At 38.3% G+C, this 23,566-nt stretch carries 19 protein-coding genes; 15 read left to right on the top strand and 4 right to left on the bottom strand.

Annotation, left to right across the window (positions count from 1 at the left end):
* Window positions 1-164 precede the first annotated feature (164 nt).
* The 5 genes from ahrC to J2S08_RS04755 all read left to right on the top strand — a co-directional run bounded on the left by ahrC (window position 165) and on the right by J2S08_RS04755 (window position 6,485).
* Window positions 165-614, top strand: coding sequence for a transcriptional regulator AhrC/ArgR (gene ahrC / locus J2S08_RS04775; protein WP_307227158.1), 450 nt, complete (start codon window positions 165-167; stop codon window positions 612-614).
* Between the two features lie 81 nt (window positions 615-695).
* Window positions 696-2,402: a DNA repair protein RecN gene (gene recN / locus J2S08_RS04770; RefSeq protein WP_307227156.1), complete on the top strand. Its 1,707-nt coding sequence runs from the start codon at window positions 696-698 to the stop codon at window positions 2,400-2,402.
* Window positions 2,403-2,630: 228 nt separating this feature from the next.
* Window positions 2,631-3,920, top strand: a complete 1,290-nt coding sequence (spoIVB, locus tag J2S08_RS04765; RefSeq protein ID WP_307227154.1) for a SpoIVB peptidase — start codon at window positions 2,631-2,633, stop codon at window positions 3,918-3,920.
* Window positions 3,921-4,154: 234 nt separating this feature from the next.
* Window positions 4,155-4,937 carry a sporulation transcription factor Spo0A gene (spo0A, locus tag J2S08_RS04760; RefSeq protein WP_307227152.1) on the top strand — a complete coding sequence of 261 codons (783 nt, stop codon included), beginning with the start codon at window positions 4,155-4,157 and terminating at the stop codon, window positions 4,935-4,937.
* An 813-nt stretch (window positions 4,938-5,750) separates the two neighbouring features.
* On the top strand, window positions 5,751-6,485 hold the full coding sequence (locus tag J2S08_RS04755) for a glycerophosphodiester phosphodiesterase (protein ID WP_307227150.1): 735 nt from the start codon (window positions 5,751-5,753) through the stop codon (window positions 6,483-6,485).
* 63 nt (window positions 6,486-6,548) lie between these two features.
* Here J2S08_RS04755 and J2S08_RS04750 read toward each other — a convergent pair whose 3' ends face one another.
* Window positions 6,549-6,794 carry a DUF2627 domain-containing protein gene (locus J2S08_RS04750; RefSeq protein WP_307227148.1) on the bottom strand — a complete coding sequence of 82 codons (246 nt, stop codon included), beginning with the start codon at window positions 6,792-6,794 and terminating at the stop codon, window positions 6,549-6,551.
* 135 nt (window positions 6,795-6,929) lie between these two features.
* On the opposite strand from J2S08_RS04750, the gene J2S08_RS04745 reads away from it, so the two are divergent.
* From J2S08_RS04745 to J2S08_RS04710, 8 genes are all read left to right on the top strand, one after another.
* The gene (locus J2S08_RS04745) at window positions 6,930-9,002 is read left to right on the top strand and encodes a sigma-54 interaction domain-containing protein (RefSeq protein WP_307227146.1); all 2,073 of its coding nucleotides are present in this window, start codon (window positions 6,930-6,932) and stop codon (window positions 9,000-9,002) included.
* Window positions 9,003-9,128: 126 nt separating this feature from the next.
* The gene (gene yqiS, locus J2S08_RS04740) at window positions 9,129-10,028 is read left to right on the top strand and encodes a phosphate butyryltransferase (protein WP_307227145.1); all 900 of its coding nucleotides are present in this window, start codon (window positions 9,129-9,131) and stop codon (window positions 10,026-10,028) included.
* A gap of 27 nt (window positions 10,029-10,055) precedes the next feature.
* A complete protein-coding gene (locus tag J2S08_RS04735) occupies window positions 10,056-11,153 on the top strand; it encodes a Leu/Phe/Val dehydrogenase (protein ID WP_307227143.1) in 1,098 nt (365 codons plus the stop codon).
* A gap of 532 nt (window positions 11,154-11,685) precedes the next feature.
* Complete coding sequence (gene buk, locus J2S08_RS04730) at window positions 11,686-12,819, top strand: butyrate kinase (protein WP_307227344.1); 1,134 nt, start codon at window positions 11,686-11,688, stop codon at window positions 12,817-12,819.
* A 167-nt stretch (window positions 12,820-12,986) separates the two neighbouring features.
* Window positions 12,987-14,411, top strand: a complete 1,425-nt coding sequence (gene lpdA / locus J2S08_RS04725; protein ID WP_307227141.1) for a dihydrolipoyl dehydrogenase — start codon at window positions 12,987-12,989, stop codon at window positions 14,409-14,411.
* 45 nt (window positions 14,412-14,456) lie between these two features.
* The gene (locus J2S08_RS04720; protein ID WP_307227139.1) at window positions 14,457-15,449 is read left to right on the top strand and encodes a thiamine pyrophosphate-dependent dehydrogenase E1 component subunit alpha; all 993 of its coding nucleotides are present in this window, start codon (window positions 14,457-14,459) and stop codon (window positions 15,447-15,449) included.
* Window positions 15,450-15,571: 122 nt separating this feature from the next.
* Complete coding sequence (locus J2S08_RS04715; protein ID WP_307227137.1) at window positions 15,572-16,555, top strand: alpha-ketoacid dehydrogenase subunit beta; 984 nt, start codon at window positions 15,572-15,574, stop codon at window positions 16,553-16,555.
* 402 nt (window positions 16,556-16,957) lie between these two features.
* Window positions 16,958-18,217, top strand: a complete 1,260-nt coding sequence (locus J2S08_RS04710) for a dihydrolipoamide acetyltransferase family protein (RefSeq protein ID WP_307227135.1) — start codon at window positions 16,958-16,960, stop codon at window positions 18,215-18,217.
* 59 nt (window positions 18,218-18,276) lie between these two features.
* Here J2S08_RS04710 and J2S08_RS04705 read toward each other — a convergent pair whose 3' ends face one another.
* A complete protein-coding gene (locus J2S08_RS04705) occupies window positions 18,277-18,723 on the bottom strand; it encodes a GNAT family N-acetyltransferase (RefSeq protein ID WP_307227133.1) in 447 nt (148 codons plus the stop codon).
* Window positions 18,724-19,592: 869 nt separating this feature from the next.
* Complete coding sequence (locus J2S08_RS04700) at window positions 19,593-20,720, bottom strand: IS110 family RNA-guided transposase (protein WP_307227131.1); 1,128 nt, start codon at window positions 20,718-20,720, stop codon at window positions 19,593-19,595.
* A gap of 527 nt (window positions 20,721-21,247) precedes the next feature.
* Between J2S08_RS04700 and J2S08_RS04695 the strand changes: the two genes are divergently transcribed.
* Window positions 21,248-21,688: a BrxA/BrxB family bacilliredoxin gene (locus J2S08_RS04695; protein ID WP_307227129.1), complete on the top strand. Its 441-nt coding sequence runs from the start codon at window positions 21,248-21,250 to the stop codon at window positions 21,686-21,688.
* Between the two features lie 139 nt (window positions 21,689-21,827).
* Here J2S08_RS04695 and J2S08_RS04690 read toward each other — a convergent pair whose 3' ends face one another.
* Window positions 21,828-21,938, bottom strand: coding sequence for a hypothetical protein (locus J2S08_RS04690; protein ID WP_449224235.1), 111 nt, complete (start codon window positions 21,936-21,938; stop codon window positions 21,828-21,830).
* A gap of 719 nt (window positions 21,939-22,657) precedes the next feature.
* On the opposite strand from J2S08_RS04690, the gene J2S08_RS04685 reads away from it, so the two are divergent.
* Window positions 22,658-23,188 (top strand): peptidoglycan-binding domain-containing protein, encoded by a 531-nt coding sequence (locus J2S08_RS04685; RefSeq protein WP_307227127.1) that lies wholly within the window; start codon window positions 22,658-22,660, stop codon window positions 23,186-23,188.
* The last annotated feature ends 378 nt before the right edge of the window (window positions 23,189-23,566 follow it).

The raw sequence follows: 23,566 nt of genomic DNA, 5'->3' as shown, positions 1-23,566 counted from the left end.
GCTTACTCTTTTCCCTTCCTCACCAGCAGTTCTCTACAAATTAAAATCACCCCCACTAATAAAATCAAGTACAAAAGTATACTTTTTACAAAAATTAAGCTAGTATGGTTGTATTAAATAGAATAATGATACAAGATGCAGGTACAAAGTAGAGGTGGACAATGTTGAATAAAGGTCAACGCCATATAAAAATACGTGAATTAATAACTCATAATGATATCGAAACACAAGATGATTTAGTGGATCATTTAAAAAATGCAGGTTACAAAGTAACGCAAGCAACCATTTCAAGAGATATTAAAGAACTTCATTTAGTAAAAGTGCCGCTTCCAGATGGAAGATATAAATATAGTCTGCCAGCAGACAAACGCTTTAACCCGCTGCAAAAATTAAAAAGAACACTAACAGATTCTTTTGTAAGCATTGACACCGCGGGACATATGCTCGTCATTAAAACACTGCCGGGAAATGCTCATGCAATTGGTGTTTTAATTGATAATCTTGATTGGGGAGAGATTGTGGGAACGCTTTGCGGCGACGACACGTGTTTAATTATTTGCAAGAGATTAGACGATGCAGAGTTACTATCGAAAAAGTTTTTAGAAATGCTGTAGAACGTTTACTAATTTGTCATCACGATGAGATTCATTCATGATTGATTGAATGAACATTTTAAGTATTGAGGTGAACGACATTTGTTACAAGAATTATCAATCAAAAATTTTGCTATCATTGATCACCTTCAGCTTTCGTTGGAATCAGGACTAACGGTATTAACGGGAGAAACTGGGGCTGGAAAATCCATTATTATCGATGCTTTGCATTTATTAGTTGGTGGTCGTGGTTCTGTTGAATATATTCGCCACGGAGAAAAAAAAGCAGAGATGGAAGGCTTGTTCATCCTTGACGATCATACGCATCCTTGCTATCAAAAAGCAACGGAATTTGGAATTGATATTGAGGATGGAATGGTCGTGCTGCGAAGAGACATACTAAGTTCAGGAAAAAGCACCTGTCGGATCAATGGAAAACTTGTTACAATTAGCATCCTTCGAGAAATAGGGGGAACTCTGATTGATATTCACAGTCAGCATGAACATCAAGCGTTAATGAATGAATCGTTGCACTTATCCTTCCTTGATCAATATGGCTCATCTGAGATTGCTGCAGCACTTTGCAATTACCAGGAAATTTATAAGCAATATGAACGAGTAGAAAAACAGCTGCATCAACTATATGACAACGAACAGGAAATGGCGCATCGTTTGGATTTACTTCAATTTCAAAGGAACGAAATTCAAACAGCAGAGCTTCAGATCGAAGAAGACGAATTATTATCCCAAGAAAAACAAAAGCTGCTTAACTTTGGAAAGTTATACGAAGCAATGCAGACAAGCTATGAAGCCATTCAAGGAGAACAACGTGGATTGGATTGGATCGGGCATGTCATGAGTCAATTAGAAACAGCAGCAGAAATTGATATACAGCACCAAGCATTAAAAGAAACAGTCACAAACAGCTACTATATGCTTGAGGATGCTGCAAGGACAATAAGAAATGAATTAGAGCAATTGGAATTTGATCCCAATAGGCTCAACCAAATTGAAGAGCGGTTAAATGAAATCAACCAATTAAAAAGAAAATACGGTGCTTCTATCCAAGATATTTTAACCTATTGTGCAAAAATTGACGAGGAAATTGAAAAAATAACAAATAAAGAGAACTATATTGAAGAGTTGCAGCAAACATTAAATTCGATTGAGCAAGATTTATTTTTAGAAGCAAAACATTTAAGCTCCCTTCGTAAAAAATGGGCGAAAAGGCTAACAAATGCTATCCACCATGAATTAAAACAGTTATATATGGATAAGACGGTCTTTGAAGTTTATTTTCAATCACCGATGATGGATAACAACCATCGGGTTCGATATCGAAAAAATGGGGTCGATATCATTGAATTTTATATTTCCACCAATCCTGGAGAGCCGTTAAAACCGTTGGCAAAAGTTGCATCAGGAGGAGAATTATCAAGAATAATGCTTGCGTTGAAAACAATTTTTTCTCAACACCAAGGAATCACTTCTATTATTTTTGATGAAGTCGACACTGGTGTAAGTGGAAGAGTTGCTCAAGCAATTGCCGAAAAAATTTATCAAGTCTCTCTGCATTCACAAGTACTATGCATCTCCCATTTGCCTCAAGTTGCTGCAATGGCAGATACTCATTTATATATTGCAAAGAGTACAGCGAAAAAGCGGACGAGTACATCTGTTAACATTTTAGATAAACATGAACAGGTGAAAGAAATTGCACGAATGATTTCTGGCGTTGAAATGACAGATCTAACAATACAACACGCAAATGAACTGCTTGAACTTGCTTATACAATAAAAAACGATTAATGACAAAAAACCTTAAAATTACTTTTAAGGTTTTTTAAACATTTTTATATATCACAGCCGCAAACATAAATAAACGATTACATGAAGTTTGCATTACTATCCATAATGGGCAGCTTTTTTTCCTTACTTCCACTTATAAATCATGACAATCAAGGCTACATTAACAGTGTAGCCATAAAAACGTTCATGGTGGACAAGTGTGGACTGGAGCGAGGAGAGTGGAAAAATTTGCAATGGGATCATGTTAGAAAAGTAATTGGTGGGATTCTCCTTGTTTCACTTTGTTTATTAGGATTTTATCAACCATTTAAAGCATATGTACAAGTTCCTCAACATGTCACTTTATTGGAAGGGGAAACATTTCAACTAAAGAAAGCTGCCTCTGCTACTGCATTTGTGCAGAGTGATCAGCAAAAGATAGGCATTTCAGAAGAAGAAAATAAACTTACGATCACCGGCGACAAAGTTGGCAGCGATGAAGTCATTTTAAAGCTCGCCGGAATTCCAATAAAAAAACTAAATGTAGATGTAAAAAAGAATTTAAAAATGATGCCTGGAGGGCAATCAATTGGTGTAAAATTGAATACTTTGGGTGTATTGGTTGTTGGCCATCACTTGGTAGATTCAGGTGAAGAAAAAAAATCTCCTGGGGAAGAAGCGGGAATAAAAGTCGGTGACATCATTATGAATATAAACGGAAATAAAATTGAAAAAATGGAAGATGTTACCCCAATCGTGCAGAAAGCAGGAGAAGAACAAAAACCGCTTCAAATGAAGATTCAACGTGACAAAGAAACAATTACTACAACATTAATGCCATTAAAAGATAAAACAGAGCATTTTTTTAAGCTGGGTCTCTATATACGTGATTCGGCTGCTGGCATCGGAACAATGACTTTCTATGAACCAAAATCAAAAAAGTACGGTGCATTAGGACATGTCATTTCTGATATGGATACGAAGAAGCCGATTGTTGTTGACGATGGACAGTTAGTAAAATCAACTGTTACATCTATAGAGAAAGGTATTAATGGGAATCCTGGAGAAAAATTAGCTGATTTTTCAACGAATCGAGAAGTGATTGGAAATATTAAGAAAAACAGTCCATTTGGTATTTTTGGGCATTTAAAAGAAGATTTAAAAAATGGTGTGTTCGATCAACCAATGTCCATTGCATTATCACATCAAGTAAAAGAAGGACCGGCCCAAATATTAACCGTTGTGGATGGTGACAAAGTTCATCCTTATGATATTGAAATTGTTACCACAATTCCACAAAAATTCCCAGCAACAAAAGGAATGGTTATTAAAGTGACAGATCCGAACTTACTTAAAAAAACAGGCGGAATTGTCCAAGGAATGAGCGGTAGCCCCATTATTCAAGATGGAAAACTCATTGGTGCTGTTACCCATGTTTTTGTAAATGATCCGACTTCAGGCTACGGTGTCCATATTGAATGGATGCTTCATGATGCGGGAATCGATATGTATGAATCCGAACAAGAAAAAGCGAGCTAAAAGCCAACAGGCAGTGATTGTCACTGCCTGTTTATTTTTTTCAGCAAATTTTGACAGAAAGAGTTTATTCTGACGAAAAATATCGAAAACAAAAGAATATGAAAGAAAATTAAAGAAAACAACTATTTTTTTAGAAATTTTTAAGAAAATAGAGGAATTAATGGGCCTTTGTCGAAATGGTTATTTAGAATATGTGATTAACAATACATGTAAATATTGAAGGAGGATATGTTGATGAAAAAAATAAAAGTATGTATCGTTGATGATAATCGCGAACTAGTAGGATTATTAGAGGAATACATAGCTTCTCAAGATGATATGGAAGTTACTGGAGTAGCTTATCATGGTCAAGAATGCTTGGAATTATTAGCTGAATCTCAAGTGGATGTTCTTATTCTAGACATCATAATGCCTCATTTAGATGGTCTTGGTGTTTTACAAAGATTAAAGGAATCTAATCAGGAATCATATCCAAATGTCATTATGCTGACCGCATTTGGTCAAGAAGATGTGACCAAAAAAGCAGTTGAACTTGGCGCTTCCTATTTTATCCTAAAACCTTTTGATATGGAAAATTTAATCCAAAATATTAGACAGGTAAGTGGAAAGGCAAGTCATCTGGTGAAAAAAATGACCGCAAAAGTGCCTGCTGAGCAAAAGCCAAAAAATTTAGACGCGAGTATTACAAGTATTATTCATGAGATTGGTGTCCCTGCTCATATAAAAGGTTATCTATATTTACGAGAAGCAATTTCGATGGTATATAACGACATCGAATTATTAGGTTCGATTACGAAAGTGCTTTACCCGGATATTGCTAAAAAATATAATACGACAGCAAGCCGCGTAGAACGAGCGATTCGCCATGCTATTGAAGTCGCTTGGAGTAGAGGCAATATTGATTCAATTTCTTCTTTATTTGGCTATACGATCAGCATGTCAAAAGCAAAACCAACCAACTCAGAGTTTATAGCGATGGTTGCAGACAAGCTTAGATTAGAACACCGCGCTTCATAGCTTTGGTATTACTGGGTTTGTATCGCTCAATTACTCACTTTCTCCGATGAATTGGGCGTCATCATTCCGATAAATCTTATACCAGCGATAAGTTCATCTTCGATTTAAGTAAGTCGTCATCTGTTCGATAAATAGCTCATTGCAATTCAGATATTTTTTTCGTATTCATCGCGATAAATATGTACACGTTTTCATGATGCGGCACTGGCCGAAATGAAGAAGCCCCGCCTGTACGACGAGGCTTTTTTTCTATGTATAAATTCATGCAGCCTTAGATGGAATTGGTTGATTAACTCATTCAAAAGTTATAATCCTTACCATTATTGAAACGATCTCTAATCGATTTTGACTATAAACGCCTTAGTTATTCCACTATTTTATCATTATCTTATCGTACCTAAACAGTTTTACGAAGATATGATAATTCCATCGGACTATTTTTAATATTTTTGTGCTATTTTGTCCAATTATAAAAATAGTTAACGCAACGTATAATATGAACAATGTCTAAATTATATCGTTGGGGAATGAATGTATTTCGTCGACGGCTTTACTGTAATATAATGTCTAAGCATCTGTTCCTGCAATTGTTTTTAATAAATAACCTTATGAATGATATGTTTTCATTAAATTTTCATTAAATTATACAATCTTTGCAGTGATGAATCTTCATCAAATTTGCAAAGTTTCTTCAACTTTCACTTTTTATAGGCAACTTGTTCTTGCACGAACTGATTCGGAATTTATCGTGATGTTGCTCATAAAAATAGATTAGAGAAATGCAGATGAAACAATGAAGAGGAGAATTAACAGATGAAAAAAACGATGGTTTTTGCTCATAGGGGGGCATCGGGAACACATCCTGAAAATACAATGGAAGCCTTTATAGCAGCGGAGGCAATGGAAGCAGATGGTATTGAACTGGATGTTCAGCTATCTGCGGATGGCGAAATTGTTGTCATCCATGATCGTAAAGTAAATCGGACGACAAATAAAAAAGGTCATGTGAAACATTATACACTCCGAGAACTAAAGAAGATGGATGCCAGCTATATGTGGAAGCATCTCAATCGAAAGCATTATATTCCCACGTTGGTCGAGGTTTTTGACTGGCTATGCACCAACACGTTAATTTGTAATGTAGAATTTAAATCAAACAAGTCCAACTCATTGGAACTCGAAAATAAAGTGGTGCAATTAGTGAGAGATTATCAACTGGAGGACAGAATCATTTTCTCATCTTTTAACCACTATTCAATCGTACATTGTCATCAAATTGCACCAGAAATAGAAACAGCGCCGCTGTATTCAGAAAACATTTTTATGCCGTGGGTCTATGCGGAATCTATCGGTGCTAAAGGAATTCATCCGAAATGGGGAGTTATTTCTGAACAAGCTATAAGAGCAACTGAGGAGAACGGTATTTCTGTAAGACCATATACTGTCAATAGAGAAAGAGATTTACAGCGGCTATTTTCCTATCAATGTACAGCAGTTATCACTGATTTTCCCGCATTGGCAGTTAAATTGCGAGACAAAAAATATTGAGGTTGGAATCGATTTTTTCCAGCATAAAAAAAGTCTGTATGCAATCATACAGCTTTTTTCTTTTCATTCATTTTTTTTTCTAATAAAACGTTTTTGTACTTTATTTCGTTTTTGATCACGTCTAAATATAAAACCTGCAATAAAACTTAATCCAGCAACAAAGAATACGAGTCCTAATAAAAATTGAATACTGAGATTAGGATAAGGATGAAGCAAGATGCCGAATAGCATGTCCCTCATCATTTTAATTCCATAGCCAGCTAAAATACCTGGAATGACTAAGATAATCAGCGCCACCAAACGTCCCATTACTTTATTCTCCTTCATATCATGCTTCTAAAAAAGCATATAACATCACATAAATTTGTCAAGGGATTGATTTTTCCTTAAAATAGAGACGTGAAGATCATTGCAAAAGAGTGTTGGGATGAAGGAGGAAAAACCTTGCAAAATGTCTTAGTGGTTGGCGGTGGTAAAGGCGGAAAAGCAATATTAGAAATTTTAAAAGAAACGACTTTTCGCATCGTTGCTGTTGTTGACCCTAATGATCAAGCAGAAGGGATGAAAAAAGCGAGAGAAGCAGGGATAAAAACAGGAGCACAATGGCGAGATTGGTTAAACGATGAGATTGATATTATTTTTGATGTAACAGGAGATGACAATGTTTTTCGAGAAATTCGAGAAGCTAGAAGCAAAAATACGGTGCTTATCCCTGGAAGCATCGCATATTTAATTGCGCAGCTGATGGAAGAAAAAGGTGAATTAATCACTACTTTAATGAACGAAACGTACAAAAGAGATTTAATTTTTAATTCGACAGATGAAGGCATGGTAGTCATTGATAAAACGGGCAAGGTTATTTATTTTAATAAAAGTGCCGAAAGAATGACAGGCGTTTCACAGCAGGATGCTGTAGGAAACGATGTTCGAAAAGTGATACCAGATACGAAGATGCTTAGGGTGCTGCAGACACGAGTTGCAGAAATAAACCAAAAAGGCGTGTTGAATAACGGATTAAACATTATCGCTACTAGAATCCCGATGATTAATGAGCAAGATGAAATGATTGGTGCATTATCCGTTTTTAAAGATACGACAGAAGTAGTCCGATTAGCCGAAGAAGTAACAAATTTAAAGGAAATACAAACAATGTTAGAAGCTATTATCTTCTCAAGCGACGATGCTATATCGGTTGTAGATGAACGAGGCCGTGGAATTTTAATCAATCCAGCTTATACAAGAATTACAGGCTTGACGAAAGAGCAAGTGATCGACAAACCAGCTACTGCGGATATTTCTGAAGGAGAAAGTATGCATTTGAAAGTGTTGAACACTCGTAAAGCAGTTCGGGGCGTTAAAATGCTATTAGGGCCATTAAAAAAAGAGGTTATCGTCAATGTTGCCCCGATTATTGTAAATGATACATTAAAAGGAAGTGTCGGTGTTGTTCACGATGTTTCTGAAATCCAAGCATTGACAAAGGAATTGGATCGAGCTCGTCAAATAATCCGTACCCTTGAAGCGAAGTACACATTTGCAGATATTATTGGTGATTCTGAAGAAATGAGCCTTGCCGTTGGGCAAGCAAAGCTGGGGGCTAAAACGCCAGCGACAATTTTACTTAGAGGAGAGTCAGGAACAGGCAAAGAATTGTTTGCTCATGCCATTCATCATGCTAGTGACCGACGCTATAACAAATTTGTTCGTGTCAACTGTGCCGCAATTTCAGAATCGCTGCTGGAAAGTGAACTCTTTGGTTATGAAGACGGCGCGTTTTCTGGAGCAAAAAAAGGTGGAAAAAAAGGTTTGTTCGAAGAAGCAAATGATGGAAGCATTTTTCTTGACGAAATTGGTGAACTGAGTGCCAATACCCAAGCAAAATTACTTCGTGTTCTTCAAGAGCATGAAATCGTTCGAGTCGGGGGAACCAAGGCGATTCCGATACATGTTCGAATTATTGCCGCTACTAATGTAAATTTAGAAAAAAGAATGGCAGAAGGAACATTTCGCGAAGATTTATATTATCGTTTAAATAGAATGCCAATACATATTCCTCCTCTTCGAATGCGAAAAGGTGATATTCCTGAACTCTGCCATCGATTAATTCAAAAAATTAATCAAGACTATGGACGCAATGTCGAAGGCGTAACAAGCGGTGCAATGAAAACTTTATTTTCATATGAGTGGCCGGGAAATGTTCGTGAATTAGAAAATATTCTTGGGCGAGCGATGATATTTATGCAATTTAATGAAACACATATTGATGTGAAACATTTACAATTCCTAAAAAGCACGGAATGGGAAACGCCAAAAGTAGAAAAAGAAAGGTTTACAGCTGTCGAAGGGCATGAGGATTTGGCTTCAATCCTGCTTGATTTTGAAAAAACAGTGATTTTGCAAAGGTTAAAACAAAATAAAGGCAACAAAACATTAACTGCGAAGCAATTAGGAATTTCTATCCGCAGTCTTTATTACAAACTGGAAAAGTTTTCAATTGATAGTTTTAGCATGCAATAAACTTCATTCTGTGCAATTAATTGCAAATAATAATCAGTGAAATAAAGCGTTTTCAATCTTTGTTTCATTGGCATAAAACTTGCAAATTTAATTGATCGTGTGAAACAGAAGAGAGGATCAGGGAAAATGGTTTTAAACGAATTAATCGCAAGAGCAGCAGCCATGCCGCAACAAACGATCGCAATTGCAGCCGCTGCCGATATAGAAGTACTGGAAGCAGTAGCGCTGGCAGTGGAAGGAAAACTCGCTTCCTTTATGTTGTTTGGGGATCAAACAGCGATAGAAACATTATTAAAAAAGGATCATCCACAATTGCTAAAAAGCGCACATGTAAGCATCAAACATTCATCATCACCTGAAGCTTGTGCCGTAGCAGCAGTTCGAAGTGGAGAGGCAAGTGTTTTAATGAAAGGCAATATTGCAACATCTACCCTTTTGAAAGCAGTTCTTCATCGAGAGCTTGGTTTGCGCGGCACTCGTATACTTTCTCATGTTGCTTGTTTTGAGGCGGCTGGATTTAATCGTTTGCTTTTTGTATCAGACGCCGCTTTGAATATAACACCAGATTTGCAGGAAAAAGTACAGATTGTGCAAAATGCAGTTATCATTGCTAGAGCAGTTGGGGTTAACAATCCTAAAGTTGCACCAATAGCAGCTGTTGAAGTAGTAAATCCCGCAATGCAAGCAACTATTGATGCTGCTGCTCTAACGCAAATGAATAGAAGGGGGCAAATTCAAGATTGTGTCATTGATGGCCCTTTGGCATTAGATAATGCAATTTCTATAACCGCAATGAAGCAAAAAGGAATCACGAGCGAGGTAGCCGGCAAAGCGGATATTTTGCTCGTACCGAATATTGAAGTAGGAAATATATTATATAAGTCGCTTATTTATTTTGGCAAAGCAAAAGTAGGAGCAGTAGTAGTAGGTGCAAAAGCTCCGATTGTGTTAACATCAAGGGCAGATAGTGCACAAAATAAGCTCTATTCAATTGCACTTGCGATTCTCTCGACAACTTTTCAATAATCTGACGATACGACAGGGGGATTTATCATGCAAATTTTTGATTACATGGGGAAATATGATTATGAACAACTATTATTTTGCTACGATGAAGCATCGGGGCTTAAAGCAATCATTGCGATTCATGATACAACATTAGGACCAGCATTAGGCGGAACGAGAATGTGGACATATGATTCTGAAGAAGCAGCTATAGAAGACGCCCTGCGGTTGGCGCGTGGAATGACCTACAAAAACGCTGCTGCTGGTTTAAATCTTGGCGGCGGAAAAACAGTCATTATCGGTGATCCAAAAAAAGATAAAAGTGAAGCGATGTTTCGTGCATTCGGGCGCTTTATTCAAGGACTTAATGGGCGCTATATTACAGCAGAAGATGTTGGAACGACTGTAGCAGACATGGATACGATTTACGAAGAAACAAAATTTGTAACAGGTATTTCCCCTGCTTTTGGATCATCTGGAAATCCATCTCCAGTAACTGCTTACGGCTGTTATGTCGGAATGAAGGCAGCGGCAAAAGAAGCCTTTGGTACTGACTCGTTGGAAGGCCGGACAGTTGCTGTGCAGGGTGTCGGGAATGTTGCTTTTGAGATGTGCCGATATTTGTACAAAGAAGGAGCACAGCTTGTTGTTACAGATATTAATCAAGCAGCTGTTAAGCGTGCAGTCGAAGAATTTGGTGCAGCTGCTGTAGACACAGATGAAATTTATCGTGTAAATTGCGACATTTTTTCGCCTTGTGCTTTAGGTGCAATCATCAACGATGAGACAATACCTCAGTTAAAAGCAAAAGTCATTGCTGGCTCGGCTAATAACCAATTAAAAGAAGCTCGACATGGCGATCAGATTCATGAAATGGGTATTGTCTATACACCTGACTATGTCATTAATGCTGGGGGCGTCATTAACGTTGCCGACGAATTATATGGGTATAATAAAGACCGGGCAATGAAGCGCGTTGAATCGATTTATCAGAATGTCGAAAAGGTCATTGAAATTGCAAAACGTGATTCCATTCCGACTTATGCAGCAGCAGATCGAATGGCGGAAGAAAGAATTGAGAAAATGAGAAAATCTCGCAGTCCATTTTTATTGAACGAACGACATATATTAAGTGCTCGTGTATGAATAATCTTAGAGGACGCTGACAAAGTGGATCATGAGGCACTTTCTCCTTCTTGGCAATAAGTAAAGTTACACCCATTCTATCCTCCAACGATGCAAATTCGCCTGCCGTGCTAATAAAGCAATTCTTTTTGGTGCGGCGGGGAATTGATCATCTGGGATGATTCAGTTATCAACAACGAAAGACGTAGAAGGCATCGTTGATTAAGACCTAACTTCAATGAATTTTATCAGTACACGTGTTTAGCCAGCTAGATGCGATTCCCTCTAATATTGGGGAATACTGGATATTAATTTGGGTCTTGCCCCTTGCAACATCAAGATGAAAAGTATAGAGAAACACTTTCGAAGGTTGCAGCGAAAGGTATCTCGATAAACCGACATGCATAAGGAGGGTAGTCGTTATCGAAAAACGTGCAACATGTTAAAAACGAAGAAGATATACTACTGCGGCTTCTAATTTTCGTCATGATGATGTTCTTCAATCTAACTTATTGCAGTAGAGAGTTTTTATAAGTTTTTCGTAACGGTACACATATTGCAAGAAAAACAACTCATTCTTGTAATCAACCCTGGATCTACTTCTACTAAAATTGGTGTCTTTCAAGAGGATGATGCCATTTTTGAAGAAACGATTCGTCATTCCATTCAAGAACTGAATACATTTCATTCTGTATTTGATCAATATGAAAGTCGAAAAAAAATTATTTTAGACACTCTTTCAAAAGCAAATATCCCTTTATCAAGCCTCCGTGCTATTTGTGGCCGGGGTGGATTGTTGCGCCCAATTGAGGGAGGTACATATGTAGTAAATGAACAAATGCTTGAAGATCTTCGCAAAGGGTATGCTGGTCAACATGCTTCTAATTTAGGTGGAGTTCTTGCATTTGAAATTGCTAGAGAACTAGATATTCCTTCTTTTATTGTTGATCCCGTAGTAGTAGATGAGTTGGAGCCAATTGCTAGGATTTCGGGATTACCGCTTATTGAAAGAAAAAGTATTTTTCATGCTCTTAATCAAAAGGCTGTTGCGCGAAGAGTTGCAAAGCAGCTTGGGAGAAGTTATCAAGATTTGCGGCTTATTGTTGTCCATATGGGCGGCGGAATAACAGTTGGCGTCCATCGAGGGGGCCGAGTAATTGATGTAAATAATGGGCTGAATGGCGACGGGCCTTTTAGCCCTGAGCGGGCAGGAACCGTTCCAGCAGGTGACTTGGTTGCATTGTGCTTCTCAGGCAAGTATTATCGAGAGGAGATAATAAAGAAACTGGTAGGACAAGGTGGACTAGTAGGATATCTCGGTACGAATGATGCGGTCAAGATTGAGAAGATGATAGAAAATGGTGATATGTATGCTAAATTTATCTATGATGCGATGGCCTATCAAATTGCCAAAGAAATTGGCGCGGCGAGTGCAGTCTTAGATGGCAATGTCGATGCCATCATCTTGACAGGCGGCCTTGCGTATGGCAGCCAATTTGTACAAGCGATCAGCCAAAAAATAAGCTGGATTGCCGACGTTATTGTACAGCCTGGAGAAAATGAATTAAAAGCATTGGCAGAAGGTGCACTCCGTGTATTAAATGGTGAGGAGCATGCTAAAGATTATCCAGGGAAGACGGTAGAACATGAAGGACGAAACTGGGAGAGAAGGGAAAGTGACGATTAAGCTTATCTCACTGAGTATGTATGCTCTTAACATAAATTCTCGTCACTGAATATACATGGTAACTGGAATAGTAAAATTTCCATAAAAATATCCCGCTTCTATTTCCAGTACTTATGAAAAAAACCTCTTAAAGGAAAAAATATTTGTTGTAGGGGAGGATGAAAAAAATGTCGCAAGAATATGATTTAGTGATTCTTGGAGGCGGAACTGGCGGTTATGTGGCAGCAATACGTGCTTCTCAGTTAGGTTTAAAAACCGCTATAGTTGAAAAATCAAAGCTTGGCGGAACTTGCCTTCATAAAGGATGCATTCCGAGTAAAGCGTTGCTGCGCAGTGCTGAAGTCTACGCTACAGCAAAACGTGGAAGTGAATTCGGAGTAAATATAAACAGCGTGAGTTTAGACTTTACAAAAGTTCAGGAACGTAAAAATAGCATTATTAACCAGCTTCATAAAGGTATTCAGTATTTAATGAAGCAAGGAAAGATCGATGTTTATCATGGCTTTGGGAGGATTCTTGGACCATCCATTTTCTCGCCAATGCCTGGAACAATCTCTGTTGAGATGGAAAATGGCGAAGAAAACGAAATGCTTATCCCTAAGAATGTTATTATTGCAACAGGATCTCAGCCGCGAACACTTCCGAATCTTATGATAGATGGAAAGTATGTACTCTCCTCAGATGATGCACTGGAACTGGAAGAGCTGCCGAAATCAGTCATCATTGTTGGTGGTGGTGTAATCGGGATAGAATGGGCTTCTATGCTTTCAGACTTTGGGGTGGAGGTAACGGTTCTTGAATATAGTGACCGTCTTGTTCCAACGGAAGATCATGATATTTCAAAAGAATTGCAGCGCCTGTTAAAGAAAAAGGGTTTAAAAATTGTAACGAAAGCAAAAGTTCTCCCCGAAACAATAGAAAAAACAGATCGTCATGTGACGATTAGTGCAGAGGTAAAAGGGATAGAACAAGCCTATACAGCTGAAAAGATTCTTGTAGCTGTTGGCAGATCAGCCAACATCGAAAATATCGGTTTACAAAATACACAGATTATAGTAGAAAATGGATGCATCCAAGTAAATCCATATTGTCAGACGAAGGAATCACATATTTATGCAATTGGCGATTGTATCGGCGGTTTGCAGCTTGCACATGTCGCTTCTCATGAAGGGATTATTGCGGTAGAACATATTGCGGGAAACACCCCTGATCCGTTGGACGATACACTTGTTCCAGCTTGTATCTATAGTCAGCCAGAAATCGCTAGTGTCGGTTATACAGAAGTACAAGCAACTGAAAAGGGATACGAACTTAAAATAGGGAAATTTCCTTTTCGAGCCATTGGCAAGGCGCTTGTCTTTGGGCAAGTGGATGGATTTGTAAAAATTGTTGCAGATAAAGAAACAGACGATATTTTAGGTGTTCATATGATTGGCCCTCATGTCACCGATCTTATTTCCGAAGCAGGCCTAGCTCGGGTGTTGAATGCAACTCCATGGGAGATTGCAAATACGATCCATCCGCATCCAACATTAAGCGAAGTAATGGCAGAGGCAGCATTGGCAGTAGATGGAAAGGCCATTCATGCGTAGAAAAAACGATACTGTCGAATAAAAAACATGAAGGAGGTTCATATAATGGCAATCAATCGTCACCAAGCTTTAGGATTATCAGATGAAAATGTATTAGAAATGTATGAAACGATGCTTTTAGCCCGCCGTATTGACGAGCGGATGTGGCTGCTAAACCGTTCTGGAAAGATACCATTTGTTATTTCCTGCCAAGGTCAAGAAGCTGCACAAGTTGGCGCTGCTTTTGCTCTCGACAAGGATAAAGATTATGTACTGCCTTATTATCGTGATATGGGAGTTGTCTTGCGGTTTGGCATGACAACAAAGGAGTTAATGCTTTCAGCTTTTGCTAAAGCGGAGGATCCAAATTCTGGTGGCCGTCAAATGCCAGGTCATTTTGGTCAAAAGAAAAATCGAATTGTTACCGGATCTTCACCGGTCACGACCCAAGTGCCGCACGCAGTTGGCATCGCACTTGCAGGTAAAATGAATAAAGAAGATTTTGTTGCTTTTGTCACATTTGGAGAAGGCTCTTCCAATCAAGGTGATTTTCATGAAGGAGCGAACTTTGCGGGGGTTCATCAGCTTCCAGTAGTGTTCATGTGTGAAAATAATAGGTATGCGATCTCTGTTCCTATTGAGAAGCAGCTTGCTTGTGAAAATGTATCTGATCGTGCAGTTGGCTATGGTATGCCAGGTATCACTGTAGATGGGAATGATCCATTGGAAGTTTACCGAGCTGTCAAAGAAGCTGCGGATCGAGCACGGAGCGGCGGGGGGCCAACGTTGGTAGAAACTATTTCTTACCGCCTTACAGCCCACTCCTCTGATGATGATGATCGAACTTATCGTTCAAGCGACGAGGTTGCTGAGGCAAAAGCAAAAGATAGCATCATTACTTTTGCGGCCTACTTAAAGGAAAACGGCATTATGGATGAGAACATGGAAAAAGCGATCAACGAGCGCATCATGAAATTGGTTAATGAAGCGACAGATTATGCTGAAAATGCATCTTATGCTGAGCCGGAGGAAGCATTGAAATACGTTTATGCTGAATAAAAACTGTCTAATCAATGGTATGTATGTTCCAGAAAGTCGTAGTAATGGCACGGACGTACTTTTTGAACAACCTCTTTCGAAATGAAGGTAAGTTGAGAGAAAAATTAGGAGGGAGTAAAGAGATGCCAGTTATTTCTTATATTGACGCAGTAACGATGGCAATTCGTGAGGAAATGGAACGGGATTCGAGTGTCTTCGTGCTCGGGGAAGACGTTGGGAAAAAAGGAGGCGTTTTTAAAGCAACGCATGGACTTTTTGAGCAGTTTGGCGAAGAGCGTGTGATTGATACTCCGCTTGCAGAATCAGCGATTGCTGGTGTAGGTATTGGAGCTGCTATGTACGGCATGCGCCCAATTGCAGAAATGCAATTCGCCGATTTTATTATGCCAGCAATTAATCAAATCATTTCCGAAGCCGCCCGAATCCGCTATCGATCCAACAACGATTGGCATTGTCCGCTTGTCATCCGGGCGCCATTTGGTGGAGGCATTCATGGTGCACTTTATCATTCACAGTCAGTGGAAGCGATTTTTGCAAATCAACCCGGTCTAAAAATTGTCATTCCATCGACTCCTTATGATGTGAAAGGCTTATTGAAAGCAGCTATTCGTGATGATGATCCAGTTTTATTTTTTGAGCATAAACGTGCTTACCGCTTAATTAAAGGTGAAGTTCCTGATGATGATTATGTGTTGCCAATCGGTAAAGCAGATGTTAAACGTGATGGAGAAGATATTACGATCATTACATATGGTCTTTGCGTTCATTTTGCGCTTCAAGCTGCAGAGCGGCTGGCGGAAGATGGAATAGAAGCGCATATTTTAGATCTTCGCACAGTGTATCCGCTCGATCAGCAAGCGATTATTGATGCTGCGAAAAAAACGGGGAAAGTACTTTTAATAACTGAAGACAATAAAGAGGGCAGCATTATGAGTGAGGTCTCAGCTATAATCGCTGAAAATTGCCTTTTTGATTTAGATGCTCCAATTATGAGATTAGCTGGCCCAGATGTACCAGCAATGCCATATGCACCAACAATGGAGAAATTTTTCATGGTCAATCCTGAAAAAGTAGAAAAGAAAATGCGAGAATTAGCAGCATTTTAACTGGATTTCCGAAAAGAATTCTCCCACTTCTAAATGTGAAGGGCATAGCCCAATGAAAGTAGGAGATGAATTTTCGGTTGGTGTAAGCCAAAATATTGTTCTATAATCAACCTATACACTATGGAAGGTTGATGACAGGGATGTGAATGCAAGTAAGAACTTGCTGAAATTAGCCATGTAGTTGGTATTTTCTCTAGGGGCAGGGACTGCCCTTATAGCTTGGTAAAAATAGATAGCTAACAAAAGTATCTAGATCCCAAGAAGCTCCCACTTCAATCAGACCGCAAGGTCAATAATTGGTGAGTAGTTCACTGGATTGTATTTGAACGATAACATGTTTATTCAGTTTCCTTATGAAACTCTTTAGTAGCGTTCATTTAAATATGTAGGGAGGGAATCTCGTTGGCACTCGAAATCATTACAATGCCTCAATTAGGAGAAAGTGTAACGGAGGGAACCATTAGTAAATGGCTCGTTGCTGTAGGCGATCATGTAAATAAATATGATCCAATTGCAGATGTCATGACAGACAAGGTAAATGCAGAAATACCATCATCTTTTACAGGGATCATAAAAGAAATTGTTGCGCAAGAAGGAGAGACGCTCTCAGTTGGCGAAGTGATCTGTAAAATGGAAGTCGAAGGAACAGCTCAAACTGAAATCGAAAAAACAATGGATGTAGTTGATTCTGTTGAGAAGGAACAAAAGCAAGAAAACAGCAGCAGCAAAAAAATGCGTTATTCACCTGCCGTTCTCAAGTTATCTCAGGAACACGGCATCGATCTGTCCCTTGTAGAAGGGACTGGGATGGGAGGACGCATTACAAGAAAAGATTTGCTGAAAATCATCGACTCTGGGCAGATTCCGCAACAACAACCAAAGACAGCAGATACAGCTTTAAAAATAGATAACAAAGTAAATAGTTCTATCTCCTCACAGCCAGCAGTTGTTCCGTCTGTAAAGGGAGACATTGAAGTTCCTGTCACTGGTGTTCGGCGCGCGATCGCAACGAACATGCTGCGCAGCAAACATGAAATACCTCATGCTTGGACGATGGTAGAAGTGGATGTTACCAATCTTGTCTCCCTTCGAGAATCACAAAAGCAATTATTTAAGGAAAAAGAGGGCTTTTCTTTAACCTATTTTGCATTTTTTGTAAAAGCAATTGCCCAAGGGCTGAAAGAATTTCCACAAATGAATGCAATGTGGGCAGGCGATAAGATTATCCAGAAAAAAGAAATTAACTTGTCAATTGCAGTCGCAACGGAAGATGCTTTATTTGTGCCTGTTATCAAACATGCCGATGAAAAATCGATCAAGGGCATTGCGCGCGAGATTACAGAATTGGCTCAAAAAGTACGTACTGGTACGTTAACATCAGCAGAGATGCAAGGCGGTACGTTTACGGTAAATAATACAGGATCGTTTGGCTCAGTACAGTCTATGGGCATTATCAATTACCCTCAAGCGGCTATTTTGCAAGTAGAATCGATTGTGAAACGCCCAGTTGTCAGAAACGATGGCATCGCTGTGCGTGACATGGTGAACTTATGCTTATCACTGGATCACCGTGTGTTGGATGGTCTCATATGTGGCCGTTTCTTACAGCGAGTGAAGGAAATTTTAGAGAATATGTCAACAGAAAATACGTCTATCTATTAAAAAAAAGGTGACTCAAAAGGACGCTGAAGCGTTCTTTTGGACACCTATTCTATATAACACTAATCAAGCATTACTTGCATTAATGGCAATTTTCTGTTGGAGAATACTGTAGATGGAATTTCACCAATACGTACAGCCCCCATCTTTTTATAAAAATCTTCTGCATTTGGGTCACTGTCAATTGTAAATTTACTTAGTCCAAGCTGCTTCGCTATAAGTATTAGGTGCTTCCAAAGTTTTTTGCCAATCCCCTTGCCAATATGTTTTGAATCAACGAATAGCAAATCTAATTTTTCAGCTGCCACTACAAAACAATAAAATCCTTGTATTTCATTTTTTTGCTCTAAAAGATATACCGGATTTTTAGCAATATATTCTGTAGTTATTGTCAATCCTTCTTTGCATGCTTCTATAAATTTGTCATCGTATCCCCAGTATGCTTTTGAACGTAATGCAAGGTTGCTAAGAAGCAAAGCATCTTTGGATGCAGCCCTCCTAAAAGCCATATAATTAACCTCCAATAACAATAACAAAAATACTAAATTATTAGAATGGGATAACAAATATACAAGTTTCTCGTATTCATTTCTTCATGTTTTCCATGAAGGGAGGTGAAATAACCATTAATGCCAATTATAGCAAAATATCATATGTACTCTAAAACTGAAAGTTCACTTTCCGACTATCCTACTTAAAAGAAAAACATCACAGTTATCCCACATCTAACTGGCAGTAAGCCCCCACCTCAAGAGTAAGAGAATGAAAGAAGTCTAGGTGGGGGATAACTGAAAGTCAAATGTCCGATTGGTTCAACTAACCATGAGTGGGGGATGAAAGAAAACCCCCACTCATGGAAGTTTCACTGATATGAACGAAACTTTCAAGTCCCTACTCTATTTTTTACAAAATGTGCTATTTTAGGGCAACCTTAAGAAAAGACCACTATTTTAGTGTTCTCACAAAAAACTTTATACGGAGTGGCGGGCATGATAACCTTTGGGGTGTAGCCAATTTATCTTATTAATTGGCGTCTTGGCGTAAGACTCATGCCCGCAGAGGACTCCGTGTCAAGTTTTTATACTTCGACGAAGCACCTTATTGACGGACCTTCATTGGTTAAGCACACGGCACGAAGGCAAAAATACTCTACGACGGTGAGCATACTGATATCCGTGGGTTTTCACATTTTATCTTTCCGTCTGGGGAGCTTCCACTAACTTTATACGTGAATCCATCCAAATTGGACTGTCACAAGTGAAACTCGTGGATTCTCCTTTCCGGTTTTTGTCTTTGCCTCCGAGCCCTACTCTTATTCAATTCTTGTCCTATGTTTTATTTCATCGTATGTTATGTGTTTAAAAATATTTAAGTCGTTTTAGTTTACTGTCGTATATTTATCTTTTACTGATTCGATTTCTTGCGCAATTGCCCAAACAAAACCTGCTAACTCTCTTGCTATTGCAGTAACAGCTTTTCCACTTGCCTTTCCTCTAGCTAGTAGACGATAATACTTTTTGTGTAAACGTTGTTGTGCTTGCCATGAGATTGCATTAATGGAAGCAGATTGCCCTTCTTGCCTTTTTTTCAATTTGCCCTTGACTACGGGTTTGTATCGATAGCTCCATGCGGATTCTATTAGCAGCCAACGAAGATGGCGATTTCCTGTTTTAGTAATACTTCCCTGTTTTCTTATTTCTCCACTTGAGTGTTCACTTGGAACTAACCCTGCGTAAGCCATTAGTTGACTTGGCGTCTTAAAACGACGAAATGATCCAATCTCAGCCACTAGTCCTGTCGCGGTTATCGTTGCCACACCTCTTAATACTTGAAGTGCTTGGATCATTGGGGCATGGAAACCTTCTTCAGCTTGCTTTTGTATTTCATTGTCAATCCGTTTAATGCGTTGTTCTATTACTAGCAGCTCATGAAGATATTCTTCAAATACAAGACGTAACATTGAATTTTCAAATGTAAGTGTTTCTAACCATTCACGATAAGCATATGTCCATCTTTTTATCCCTTTAGGAGGATGAATATCTCGTCGTAATAAGAATTTAGTTAAACGATGTTTAGCTCGAAGTTCGTCTTCTTTTCCATCTTTTCGAATACGAACTAAATCTCTAAGCGCTTCATCTTCTTTGGTAGGTACGTATATAGATGTAAGCTCTCCGGCTCTAAATAATTGTGCTAAACGGAGTGCATCTCGACGATCTGTTTTTACTCGATCTCCTGGTTTTTGTGGAATAAGTGAGGGTGCAATGACTGCACATTCTACTCCAATGCTTACGAGCAAACGGTATATACCATATCCCGTTGGACCTGCTTCATAACAAAATTTTAATTGATCTGGATTACCCAGTTTTTTAACTAACTGTCTGATAGCATTTGGTGTATTAGAAATCATCCCAAGATATCTTGGTTCATTTCTTCCTTCATCTGCGATCGCAACAGCAATTTTTTCCTTTGACACGTCTAAACCTACGTATTTTGTGGTATCCTTCATATTAATGGCTCCTTTCGTAATGCAGCTCTAATTTGGTTTTCTATTTAGTAACAAGTCTAACCAAGTTAACCTGCGATATTACGAGTAAGGGGCCAGTTTCGTTCATGATAACTTTATTATCAGAGGCTGGCCATCATGTATTTGTAAGGTAAAACAAAAAAGGGATAGCGGGGCTCGCTATCCAAAAAACATCTAGGGAGTTTAGGGGTATGGATTCTAGATGTATTATTATATTGCCCAACAACAAAGAAGCTAAACATAAAGGAAAAAAACTTTTTACCATCTTAACCGTTTTTTTTGACCGCTTTGCATTTGTATTTGTTCTTTTAATTAAGTGAGAAAACAGTAATTTAACAGTGCATAACTTAAATATTTGAAATAATTATTGTAAACCTGCTATGATGTTACTATCACAAGTAAGTGTTCAAAAAGGAACTGAAGAATCTGGATGAAATTGTAATGCTGCAACCATTTTTTCTTAAATTTTTGAACAACATTACAAGGTAGTTGAAAGGGAGCGAAAAATGATGAATATGGATTTTAATATGTTAATGAATGATGTTGTGCGTCAAGCGCGTGAAGAAATGACAAGAGGCGGATACGAAGAGCTGACAACCCCAGAAGACGTAACAAACGCTTTAGAGAAAAAAGGAACGACACTCGTGATGATTAATTCAGTTTGTGGCTGTGCCGGTGGCATTGCTCGTCCAGCTGCTCTTCATTCTATTCATCATGATAAGCGTCCAGACCATCTTGTCACAGTTTTTGCTGGTCAAGATAAGGAAGCGACTGCAAAAGCACGCAGCTATTTCACAGGCTATCCGCCTTCATCACCTTCATTTGCGCTATTAAAGGATGGCGAGCTGATTACAATGGTAGAACGCCATGAAATTGAAGGACATGATCCAATGTCTGTAGTGAATAAGCTGCAAGGGTATTTCGACAAATACTGTGATTCTTTGGTTTAGAGCGGTGGGGCTAACTTATTAGCCCACTTATTTATTTTGATATTATCTAAAAGAAGAACTGATTCTTCTTCATGCTTCTTCGTAACATGGGAGTAAACATCAGCAGTTATTTGGATGGTGGTGTGGTCTAGACGTGTACTTACTGTTTTTGATGTTCTACGCCACTTTCCAATAACATGACTGCAAGGGTATGTCTTAATCCATGTGGGGAAATGTGATAAAGATTTGTTCTTTTTATTATGTTGGTGATAGCTTTGTTATTCCTTTAATGTAATCATTAGAAGGCCCTCTCTAAAGTCTATAATTGGGGTAAAAAAGATTACATATTAAGTGAACAACGAGAATTAAGCGAACAAGAACGAATGAATTAAATAAACAATTAGTTGATGAAAAGGAAGCAGATTAGACGTATAGGTTTACCCTATACGTTTTTTTATGTTTAAAGGTGAATTACAATTCATGTTGTTGAATACCAATCTCACAAAAATGTCTACTGATAACACATTTGTATATCAACTTTGTGTTCCTTTTCCACCAATTCCATGTCCGACTCATTAAGTAAAGATGTTAAAAAAAAACAGGACTATCATTCCTGTTTTTTTAGTTAATAAGGATTTTAAATTTTTTTTGAGTAGTGCTGCCATGCATGGCGTTTGTCAACAGTAAGAGGACCAAAGGGAGCATGAAGGAGTTGACAAGCTCGAACCCTCTTGGAATTGAACAAACCACATTTGTTCCTGCCGACGACCGACGAGGGGTTAAGGGGAAAAGTTCCTCTTACAGGTTTGGACAGCGTCCAGGTGTTTGTTATGCGTAGCATAATCGAATGAATTTTATAGATGACATGTTGTGTACTTTTTTATGTTACTGTCCCAACAATGGGAATTAATACATCTGCCTATACAATTAGGTTTTTAATGCATATATAGGTAATAGAACCAATAAAAAAATAAGAAAAGAGGTTAAAAAATGTACGAAAACCATTATCTATACGAAAACCATTATCCATATGAAAACCCTTATCTATATGAATATACTGATACTGATAATCAGTATGATGGTTATTCTGAATACCGAATAGATTACTCACAATATGTAGGGAGAATAATTAACGCTCGGGCAACTGTGCCAGGTTATTTTTCAAGAGGAACTCAAATTTTTATTCATAGGACTTTTACTAGGGCTGGTCGACAAATGGTAGTTGTGGTATATCCAACCCAAAGTCCTTATGGTTGCACAATTAAAATGGATACTTTTAGAGCATCTGTTCTTGATGGTCAAATTACACGTCGTACCCTTCGTAGAGGCGATCAAGGATCAGATGTTATAGTACTCCAACAAGCTCTAAACAGAGCAGGATTCTATTTTGGAAGAATTGATGGGATTTTTGGACCTGTGACTGAAAAGGCAGTGAGAGGGTTTCAGCGCTCTAGAGGACTTGTTGTAGATGGAATTGTGGGTCGAAGAACTTGGGGTGCCCTTGAAGAATTTATAAGCTAAATTTGTAAGTGGGCATATTATGGTGATTAGCCCTGTGGCTTCTTTAGTTTTACATGCATTTATGTTTGCATATTATATGCAAACATGGCCTCGTAAATAAGTCCAGCATAGGAGCCATCTTCAAAGCTTAGTAACAGTCCAAATTTTCCTTTTCTTAAACCGACATGTTCAAACTTTTAATTAATGACTTTCAACCAGTCATGGGATCGTTTATAGATTTGATATTTAGAGTTTGATTTTTTAAAAAGAATAAGCCTTACTTTTTGGACGCTGAATAACGTATGAGACATTGTTCTGTGTCCTTTTTTTGCTTTTAGACATTCTTATCATAATAAGGAGATGGGAAATAATGGAACACAAAAATAAAGGTACTATCTC

The sequence above is a fragment of the Bacillus chungangensis genome, assembly GCF_030812995.1.
In the GTDB taxonomy this organism is placed as follows: domain Bacteria; phylum Bacillota; class Bacilli; order Bacillales; family Bacillaceae_C; genus Bacillus_CF; species Bacillus_CF chungangensis.
The sequence above is the reverse complement of the archived record's forward strand: the minus strand, read 5'-3'. Positions and strand labels throughout refer to the sequence as shown.

Excerpts from the sequence above, each read along its gene's own strand:
- spo0A (WP_307227152.1), top strand. The coding sequence starts at position 4,155 with ATGAAAAAAATAAAAGTATGTATCGTTGATGATAATCGCGAACTAGTA.
- J2S08_RS04755 (WP_307227150.1), top strand. The coding sequence starts at position 5,751 with ATGAAAAAAACGATGGTTTTTGCTCATAGGGGGGCATCGGGAACACAT.
- J2S08_RS04750 (WP_307227148.1), bottom strand. The coding sequence starts at position 6,794 with ATGGGACGTTTGGTGGCGCTGATTATCTTAGTCATTCCAGGTATTTTA.
- yqiS (WP_307227145.1), top strand. The coding sequence starts at position 9,129 with ATGGTTTTAAACGAATTAATCGCAAGAGCAGCAGCCATGCCGCAACAA.
- J2S08_RS04735 (WP_307227143.1), top strand. The coding sequence starts at position 10,056 with ATGCAAATTTTTGATTACATGGGGAAATATGATTATGAACAACTATTA.
- lpdA (WP_307227141.1), top strand. The coding sequence starts at position 12,987 with ATGTCGCAAGAATATGATTTAGTGATTCTTGGAGGCGGAACTGGCGGT.
- J2S08_RS04720 (WP_307227139.1), top strand. The coding sequence starts at position 14,457 with ATGGCAATCAATCGTCACCAAGCTTTAGGATTATCAGATGAAAATGTA.
- J2S08_RS04715 (WP_307227137.1), top strand. The coding sequence starts at position 15,572 with ATGCCAGTTATTTCTTATATTGACGCAGTAACGATGGCAATTCGTGAG.
- J2S08_RS04705 (WP_307227133.1), bottom strand. The coding sequence starts at position 18,723 with ATGGCTTTTAGGAGGGCTGCATCCAAAGATGCTTTGCTTCTTAGCAAC.
- J2S08_RS04700 (WP_307227131.1), bottom strand. The coding sequence starts at position 20,720 with ATGAAGGATACCACAAAATACGTAGGTTTAGACGTGTCAAAGGAAAAA.
- J2S08_RS04695 (WP_307227129.1), top strand. The coding sequence starts at position 21,248 with ATGAATATGGATTTTAATATGTTAATGAATGATGTTGTGCGTCAAGCG.
- J2S08_RS04685 (WP_307227127.1), top strand. The coding sequence starts at position 22,658 with ATGTACGAAAACCATTATCTATACGAAAACCATTATCCATATGAAAAC.